This is a genomic window from Streptomyces sp. NPDC019937 (assembly GCF_040631655.1).
Lineage (GTDB): Bacteria > Actinomycetota > Actinomycetes > Streptomycetales > Streptomycetaceae > Streptomyces.
Genome location: NZ_JBEYAL010000098.1, coordinates 1 through 7,896 on the forward strand (window position 1 = coordinate 1; position 7,896 = coordinate 7,896).

Annotated in this window: 6 protein-coding genes; all 6 read left to right on the top strand. The window is 76.0% G+C overall.

The annotated features are described in order from the left end of the window. The first annotated feature begins 999 nt into the window (after nt 1-999). The 6 genes from ABZ562_RS40885 (at nt 1,000) to ABZ562_RS40910 (ending at nt 7,802) form a co-directional block, all read left to right on the top strand. Entirely contained in the window at nt 1,000-2,430 is a 1,431-nt protein-coding gene (locus ABZ562_RS40885) for an amidase (protein ID WP_361490490.1), read from the top strand. Nucleotides 2,431-2,536: 106 nt separating this feature from the next. Continuing rightward, complete coding sequence (locus ABZ562_RS40890; RefSeq protein WP_361490493.1) at nt 2,537-3,733, top strand: helix-turn-helix domain-containing protein; 1,197 nt, start codon at nt 2,537-2,539, stop codon at nt 3,731-3,733. Between the two features lie 137 nt (nt 3,734-3,870). Beyond that, a complete protein-coding gene (locus tag ABZ562_RS40895) occupies nt 3,871-5,115 on the top strand; it encodes an FAD-dependent oxidoreductase (protein ID WP_361490496.1) in 1,245 nt (414 codons plus the stop codon). Nucleotides 5,116-5,213: 98 nt separating this feature from the next. Further along, entirely contained in the window at nt 5,214-5,672 is a 459-nt protein-coding gene (locus tag ABZ562_RS40900) for an SRPBCC family protein (RefSeq protein ID WP_361490498.1), read from the top strand. A gap of 122 nt (nt 5,673-5,794) precedes the next feature. Beyond that, complete coding sequence (locus ABZ562_RS40905; protein ID WP_361490500.1) at nt 5,795-6,562, top strand: IclR family transcriptional regulator C-terminal domain-containing protein; 768 nt, start codon at nt 5,795-5,797, stop codon at nt 6,560-6,562. Between the two features lie 112 nt (nt 6,563-6,674). Beyond that, nucleotides 6,675-7,802: a PP2C family protein-serine/threonine phosphatase gene (locus ABZ562_RS40910; RefSeq protein WP_361490503.1), complete on the top strand. Its 1,128-nt coding sequence runs from the start codon at nt 6,675-6,677 to the stop codon at nt 7,800-7,802. Nucleotides 7,803-7,896 lie beyond the last annotated feature (94 nt).

Sequence of the window (7,896 nt, forward strand, 5' to 3'; positions counted from 1 at the left end):
GCCCCCCCCCCCCCGCACCCCCCACCACCCCCCCCCCGGGGGCCCCCCCGCGCCCCCCCCCCCCCCCCCCCCGGCCCGCCCCCCGCCCCCCCCCCCCCCGGGGGGGCGGCCTTCCCGGCGGCGCCGGTGTTTCCCCACCCCGCCCCTTCCCGAACCAGGGGCTCCGCCCCTGGACCCCGCCCCGCTGCGATGCGCTGCCGGCCGTCCCGCCGACGGCCGTGCGGCGCGCGCCGCCGCGCCGCGTGCACGGCGACGCTCACGCCCCTGCGGCCGCCCCCTGCGACGCGACGAGAAGCCCGCGCGCCCGCGCGAGGACGCCAGGCCGATTGCCCTCGCGCAGGGCGGCGGGGCTTGGCCCGACGGGGGCCGGAGGCGCCGTCGGCCGCTCCCGGTCCCGCCGCGCCCTCACCCTGCCCCCGGCAGCCGCCTGCCGTCGCGCCGCAACCGCGGGCCGTGGCCACCACGCCACGGCCGCTCCCGCTCCCGAGGCTCCGGGGCGACAGCCCCGCGGGGTCCAGGGTCCCGGTCCCTGGTTCGGGGAGGGGCGGGGTGGGGGATCAACCACGTCCGCGTCGCCACCCGGCCGTGTGTTCCTCGCGCCGGGGCGGGATGGCGTTCGGCGCCGGGGGCTCGGGGCGGAGTCCCCGCGGGGTCCTGGGGCTCGTCCCTGGTTCGGGGAGGGGCGGGGTGGGGGATCAACCACTTCCGCGTCGCCACCCGGCCCTGTGTTCCTCGCGCCGGGGCGGGATGGCGTTCGGCGCCGGGGGCCCGGGGCGGAGTCCCCGCGGGGTCCTGGGGCTCGTCCCGGATTCGGGAAGGGGCGGGGTGGGGGATCAACGGCTTCCGCGTCGCCACCCGGCCGTGTGTTCCTCGCGCCGGGGCGGGATGGCGTTCGGCGCCGGGGGCCCGGGGCGGAGTCCCCGCGGGTCCAGGGGCTCGCCCCTGGTTCGGGGAGGGGCGGGGTGGGGACAATTCGGCAATCTACGAGAGCGAGCAACCGTGACGGACCACAACGACGACCTCTGCTACCGCACCGCGCACGAGCTGAGCGCCCTGCTCCGGAGCCGTGAGCTGTCCGCCCGTGAGCTGCTGCGGGCGCATCTGGACCGGATCGAGCGGGTCAACCCCGGCGTCAACGCGATCGTCACCCTCGTCGCTGACCGCGCGCTCGACGCCGCCGCCGCGGCCGACGAGCGGATCGTCGCGGAGGGGGCGGACGCGGTGGGGGTGCTGCACGGGCTGCCCATCGCGCACAAGGACACCCACAACACCGCGGGCATCCGCACCAGCCACGGTTCGCCGCTGGCCGACGGCATACCGGACCAGGACGACCTGATCATCGAGCGGATCCGGGACGCCGGGGCCATCACCCTCGGCAAGACCAACGTGCCCGAGTTCGCCGCCGGTTCGCACACCTTCAACCCGATCTTCGGCGCCACCCACAACCCGTACGCCCCCGACCGCAGCGCGGGCGGCAGCAGCGGGGGCGCGGCCGCCGCGCTGGCCGGCGGCATGATCCCGATCGCGGACGGCAGCGACACGGGCGGGTCGCTGCGCAACCCGGCCTCGTTCAACAACGTGGTGGGGCTGCGCCCGTCGCCCGGGCGCGTCCCGACCTGGCCCGCGGCGAACGCGTGGACCACGCTCTCGGTCAAGGGCCCGATGGCCCGTACCGTCGCGGACACCGCCCTGCTGCTGTCCGCGATGGCGGGCCCCGACGCCCGGTCGCCGATCGCGCTGGAGGAGCCGGGAGCCCGGTTCGCCAGGCCGCTGGACCGGGACCTGGCCGGGCTGCGGGTGGCCTGGTCGCCGGATCTGGGCGGGCTGGTGCCGGTGGAGCCGGAGGTGGCGGCGGTCGTGGAGTCGGCGGCGGGGGTGTTCGAGGACCTCGGGTGCGTGGTGGAGCGGGCGTGCCCGGACCTGACGGAGGGCGAGGAGGTGTTCCGTACGCAGCGGGCCGCGCTGTTCGAGGTCGCGTTCGGCCCGCTCATGGACCGTCACCCGGAGGAGCTGAAGCGGACGATCCGGGAGAACGCGGAGGCGGGGCGCCGCCTCACCGGGCCCGACGTGGCCCGCGCCGAGGTGCTGCACACCGCGCTCTACCACCGCGTCCGCGCCTTCTTCGAGCGCTATGACGTGCTGCTGCTCCCGGTCAGCCAGGTGCCGCCGTTCGACATCGGCATCGAGTACCCGACCGAGGTGGCGGGGGTGGCGATGCGGGACTACCTGGAGTGGATGCGTTCGGCGTACCTGGTCACGGCGACCGGCAGCCCCGCCCTGTCCGTCCCGGGCGGGTTCACCCCCTCCGGGCTGCCGGTGGGCGTCCAGATCGTGGGACCGCACCGGGCGGACTTCGCCGTCCTGCAGGTCGGCCACGCCTTCGAACAGGCCACCGGGCACGGGCGGCGGCGCCCGCGGGCCATCGGGTAGGCCCCGGCGGGGGATGGCTGCCGGCCGCTCGGCCATGGATAATCTCCGCCTCGGAGCGTCGACACGGTTCGGCCCGGGTAGGCGCCCCGGAACCGGCGGCGCGCCCATGAGCGGAGGAGCGATGTACGACGACTCCCCGGACGGCCTCCTCGCCCTGGCGGGCAGCATCGCCGGGCTGGTCGGCGCGCCGGTCACCATCGAGGACGACGCCTCCGAGCTGATCACCTACTCACCCGGCCAGGAAAACTCCGACGACGCCCGTGTCGCGATGATCCTCAACCGCCGGGTCCCCGACCGGTACCGGCCGCTGCTGCGCAACGAACGGCTGGACGTGCGGCTGGCGGGCTCGGCCGCCCCGCTGTACGCGGACTTCCGCGCGTCCGGGGTGCTGCCGCGGGCGATCATGCCGATCCGGGTGGACGACCTGTCCGTGGGGTCCATCTGGGCGATCGTGCCGAACGCGCCCTCCCGGGAGCAGCGGGCGGCGCTGGAGGAGTCGGCCGCGCTGGCCGCCCCGGTGCTGGCGCGCCAGATCGCGCGGCGGCGCGGGGAGGAGGCGCGCCGCGCCGCGGCCGTACGGGCCCTCCTGGGCGGCGGGCCGGAGGCCGTCGAGGCCGCCGCCGAACTGCCGCTGGCCCCCGGTCCGCTGGCCGTCGTCGCGCTGCGGCCGGTCGCCCCGGCGCCCTCCGGGGAGCCGCTGCGGCGCGCGCTCGCCGGGCTCGACGCGTCGGCCGTCCCGGCCGGGACGGCGCACGGCGGGGTGCACGCGGAGGCCGACGGCGCGGGCTACGCCGTCGTGCCGGTGCGCGACGAGCAGCGGCTGGCGCGCGTGGTCCGCGAGCTCCAGGAGCGGGCCGGGCTGGTGGCCGGGGTGGGCCGTACCGTGCCCGGCCCCGGCGAACTGGACCGCTCCCGGGCCGACGCCGACCTGGTCGTCCGGCTGCTCACCCGGCTGGGCGGCGGAGCGGGCGGCGCCGCCCACATCCGCGACGTCCACCTGGACGCCCTGCTCATGCAGACGGTCGACCTGGCCGACGCGGCCGGGCACGATCCGCTGGGCGCGATCGCCGACCTGGAGCGCTACGACCGCGAGCGCGGCACGGGACTGCTCGACAGCCTGGCCCACTACCTGGCCGCCGGTGAGGACGCCCGGCTGGCCGCCCGGCGGCTGCACATCCACCCCAACACCCTGCGCTACCGCCTGCGGCGGGCGCACGAGATCGCGGGCCTCGACCTCGCCGACCCGGCCACCAAGTTCGAGATCCAGCTCCGTCTGCGCCTCCGCGCGCTCCGTCTCACCTAGCCCGCGCCCCGCGTGCGGCTTGTCCCGCGCGACAACACCCGCCCCGCGCAATCGGCCACGCGGACAGTGCGGCGCGCGCCCCCGGCCGCCGATGATGCGTAGGCAGCGCGCATCATCCGGGGAAGGGGAACGCCACCGTGTCCACACCACGCAGCGCCGTCGTCGTCGGGGCCGGGATCGTCGGGCTCGCCACCGCCTGGGCCCTGCAGGGCCGTGGCATCGAGGTCACCGTCGCCGAGCGGCGGCGGCCGGCGGCCGGGGCCTCGTGGGGGAACGCGGGGTGGCTGACGCCGGCGCTCGCCCTGCCGCTGCCCGAGCCCGCCGCGCTCCGGTACGGGGTGCGCAGCCTGGTCACGCCGACCTCGCCCGTCTACATCCCGCCACGGGCCGATCCGCGGCTGGCGCGGTTCCTGCTGTCGTTCACCCGGCACTGCACCCCGCGCCGCTGGCGGGTGCTGGCCACCACGTTCGCCGCGCTGAACCGGCACGCGCTCGCGGCGTACGACGACCTCGCGGCGGGCGGGGTCACCGAGCCGACCGTCCCCGTGGACCCGATGCTGCTCGCCTTCGGCACGGCGGCCGAGCGCGCGGGGATGGTGGAGGAGCTGGAGCACGCGCGGGCGGCCGGTTACGAGATTCCGTACGACCTGATCGACGGCGACCGGGCGCGTTCCCTGGAGCCGGTGCTCAGCGACGCGGTCGGCGCGGGCATCGCGCTGCACGGGCAGCGGCGGGTGAACCCCGGGAACTTCGTGCGGGCGCTGGCGGACGCGGTGCGCGAGCGCGGCGGGAAGGTCGTGGAGCGGGCCGAGGTGTCGGGCGTCCGCGACCTGGGCACGGGCGTCGCGGTCACCACGTCCCAGGGCGATCTGCGCGCCGACGTCGCCGTCGTCGCCACCGGGACGTGGCTGAACCGGCTGGTCCGCCCGTTCGGCGTGCGGGTGCCCGTCCAGTCCGGGCGCGGCTACAGCTTCAGCGTGCCCGCCGCGGGCGCACCGGCGCGCCCGACGTATCTGGCCGCGCAGAAGGTGGTGTGCACCCCGCTGGGCGACGGCCGGGTGCGGGTCGCCGGGATGATGGAGCTGGCGCCTCCGGAGCGGCCGGTCGATCCGCGCCGCATCCAGGCGATCATCGCCGCGGCCCGTCCGCTGCTGCGGGACGTCGACTGGGACGCCCGCCGGGACGAGTGGGTCGGCTCGCGCCCGTGCACCGCCGACGGCCTGCCGCTGGTGGGCCCGACCGGCTCGCCGCGGGTGTACGTCAACGGCGGCCACGGCATGTGGGGCGTGGCCCTCGGCCCCCTCACCGGCCGGCTGCTGGCCGACGCCATCGCGACCGGCACCGCCCCCGCCGAACTGGCCGCGCTGCACCCGCTGCGATGACGCCGGGCGATGACGCCGGGCGATCACGTCCCGTGCCGACGTTTTACGGGCGCGCGGCCGGTTACCCGGTGCGGTGACAACGTCGAAAGGAGTCACCGATGAGCACCGTGCGGGAGACCGTCGAGGTTGAGGTTCCGCTGCACACGGCCTACAACCAGTGGACGCAGTTCACCGAGTTCCCGCGGTTCATGGAAGGCGTGGACCAGGTGACGCAGGTGGACGACCGGCGCAACCACTGGTCGACTTCCATCGCCGGTGTGCACCGTGAGTTCGACACCGAGATCGTCGATCAGCTGCCCGACGAGCGCATCGCCTGGCGCACGACCTCGGGCGATGTGCAGCAGCAGGGCCTGGTGACCTTCCGGCCCCTGGACGACCACCACACCGAGGTCAACCTGGCCTTGGTCTTCGAGCCGAGCGGAATGGCGGAGAAGGCCGCGGACATGACCGGGACGCTCGACCGCCGCATCAAGGGCGATCTGCACCGGTTCAAGGACTTCATCGAGCACCGGGGCCAGGAAGAAGGCGGCTGGCGGGGCCGCATCAGCCCCGGCTGACCCTCCCCGCCCCGCCGCCGAGGGCGCCGGTCACCCCACGAGGGTGGCCGGCGCCCTCGCCGTGCGCCCGGAGCATCGCGCAGGCCCTTGCCCGGCCGCCGTACCGGGCGCAAGCTGGTCATATGGGTACTCCAGGAGGCCCTACGCTCATCACCTCCGTGCAGCGAGCCTTCCGCCTGATGGAGGCCGTGGGCGCACATGAGGGCGGTGCGCCGGCGAAACAGCTGGCACGGGAGGCGGGGCTGCCCCTGGCCACCGCGTACCACCTGCTGCGGACCCTGGTGCACGACGGCTATGTGCACCGGCTGCCCGACGGCGGCTTCGTCGTCGGCGACAAGCTGCACACGCTCCAGGTCGGCAGCCGTGGGCAGGCGCTGCTGAACCGGGTGCGGCCGACGCTGGCCGGGCTGCGGGACGAGCTGTCGGCGGCCGCGTACCTGACCTTCTACGAGGACGGCGAGATCCGGGTCGCGGAGATCGTCGACAGCCCCCGGGCGCCACGGGTGGACCTGTGGGTGGGGTTCGAGGACGCCGGGCACGCCACCGCGCTCGGCAAGTGCGTGCTGCGCGAGCTGGGCGACGAGGCCCGCAGCGAGTATCTGTCCCGGCATCCGCTCGTCGATCTCACGCCCCGCACCGTCACCAGCTCCGCCGAGCTGCTGCGGCGGCTGGACGCCTTCCCCGGCGACACGCCGGTCACCGACCTGGAGGAATACGCGCTGGGCACGGTCTGCTTCGCGGTGCCCGTGTACAGCGGGGACCGGCTCGGCTCGCTCGGGGTGTCGCTCCAGGCGGGCCGCGCGGCCCGGGACGCGCGGCCGGAGGAGATACGGGACCGGCTGCTGCCCACGGCCGACCGCGTGACCAGGCGCCTTTCGCTCACTATCTGAAATTCCGGCCCTTGCCGCCCGCCGCGAACCATTGGTTGTCTGGACGTAACGGACAGGACGTCGTAGTGCCCGGCGAACGGGCTGAGTGAACGAGAGAGCAGTCGACCCGGACATGATCCAGGCCCGCACCCATCTGGACCAGCCCTACCCTCCCGCGCCGTTCGCGGCCGGAGTGCCCGTTCTCATCCTGGGGGCGGTCGCGGTGATCGCCTTCGTCACCGGAGACGGGTCGAGCTGGTTGCCACTGCTCGCCGTCGGGCCGGCGCTGGCCGCCGCAGCGTGCCGCCCGTGGACGGTGCTGCGGATCGGGTTCCTCGCCGTCGCGCTGGGCGGGCTGCTCGGCGCGTGGCTGAACGCGCCGCTCCACGGGCAGGCGGTCGTGCTGTCCACGATCGTCGCCGTGACCCTGGCCAGCTGGCTGTCCGGTGTGTTGCGCCGCCGCCGGGAACGGGTGCTGGCCGCGGTCCGCTCGGTCGCCGAGGCCGCGCAGAACGCGCTGCTGCGGCCGGTGCCCGCCCGGGTCGGCCAGTTCCAGGTGGCGGTCCGCTACAGCGCCGCCGCGGCGGAGGCCCGGGTGGGCGGCGATCTGTACGCGCTGGTGTCCACCCCGTACGGGGTCCGGCTGATCGTCGGCGACGTGCGCGGCAAGGGACTGCCCGCGGTGTCCACCGCGGCGCTGGTGCTCGGGGTGTTCCGGGAGGCCGCGTACGACGAACCGGACCTGCTGGACGTGGTCGGCCGGATCGAGCGCAGCCTCGCCCGCAACCTCGCCCCCGACGACTTCGTCACCGCCGTCGTCGCCGGATACCCCCGCGGGGGACGCATGGAGATCGTCAACTGCGGTCACGCGCCGCCGCTGCTGATCGGCCCGGCCGGTGCGGTCGTGCCCGTCGAGCCGGTGCGCCCGGCGCCGCCGCTGGGCCTGGCCTCACTGGGCGGCGAGGCGCCGAGCCTGCAGGTGGTGCCGTTCGCCGACGACGACCAGATGCTGCTGTACACCGACGGCGTCATCGAGGCGCGCGACCACGGCAGGGCGTACTTCCCGCTGGCCGAGCGGGTGCCCGGGCACGTGTGCGACGACCCGTCCCGGACCCTCGCCGGGCTGCACGACGAACTGCTGGCCCACGTGGGCGGGCGGCTGCACGACGACGCGGCGCTCCTGCTGCTGCGCAAGCCCGCCGCGGACCGGGCAGAGGCGACCCCGGCCTGCGAGCCCGCCCGTATCGTCGCGGACGACTAGGGGGTGTCGTGTGGATCATGCCGGGCTCCCGACGCCCGGCACGGCACCTCGCGGCCCCGCGCTCGTCGCACGCAGCGCCGCTGCGCTCTCCTCA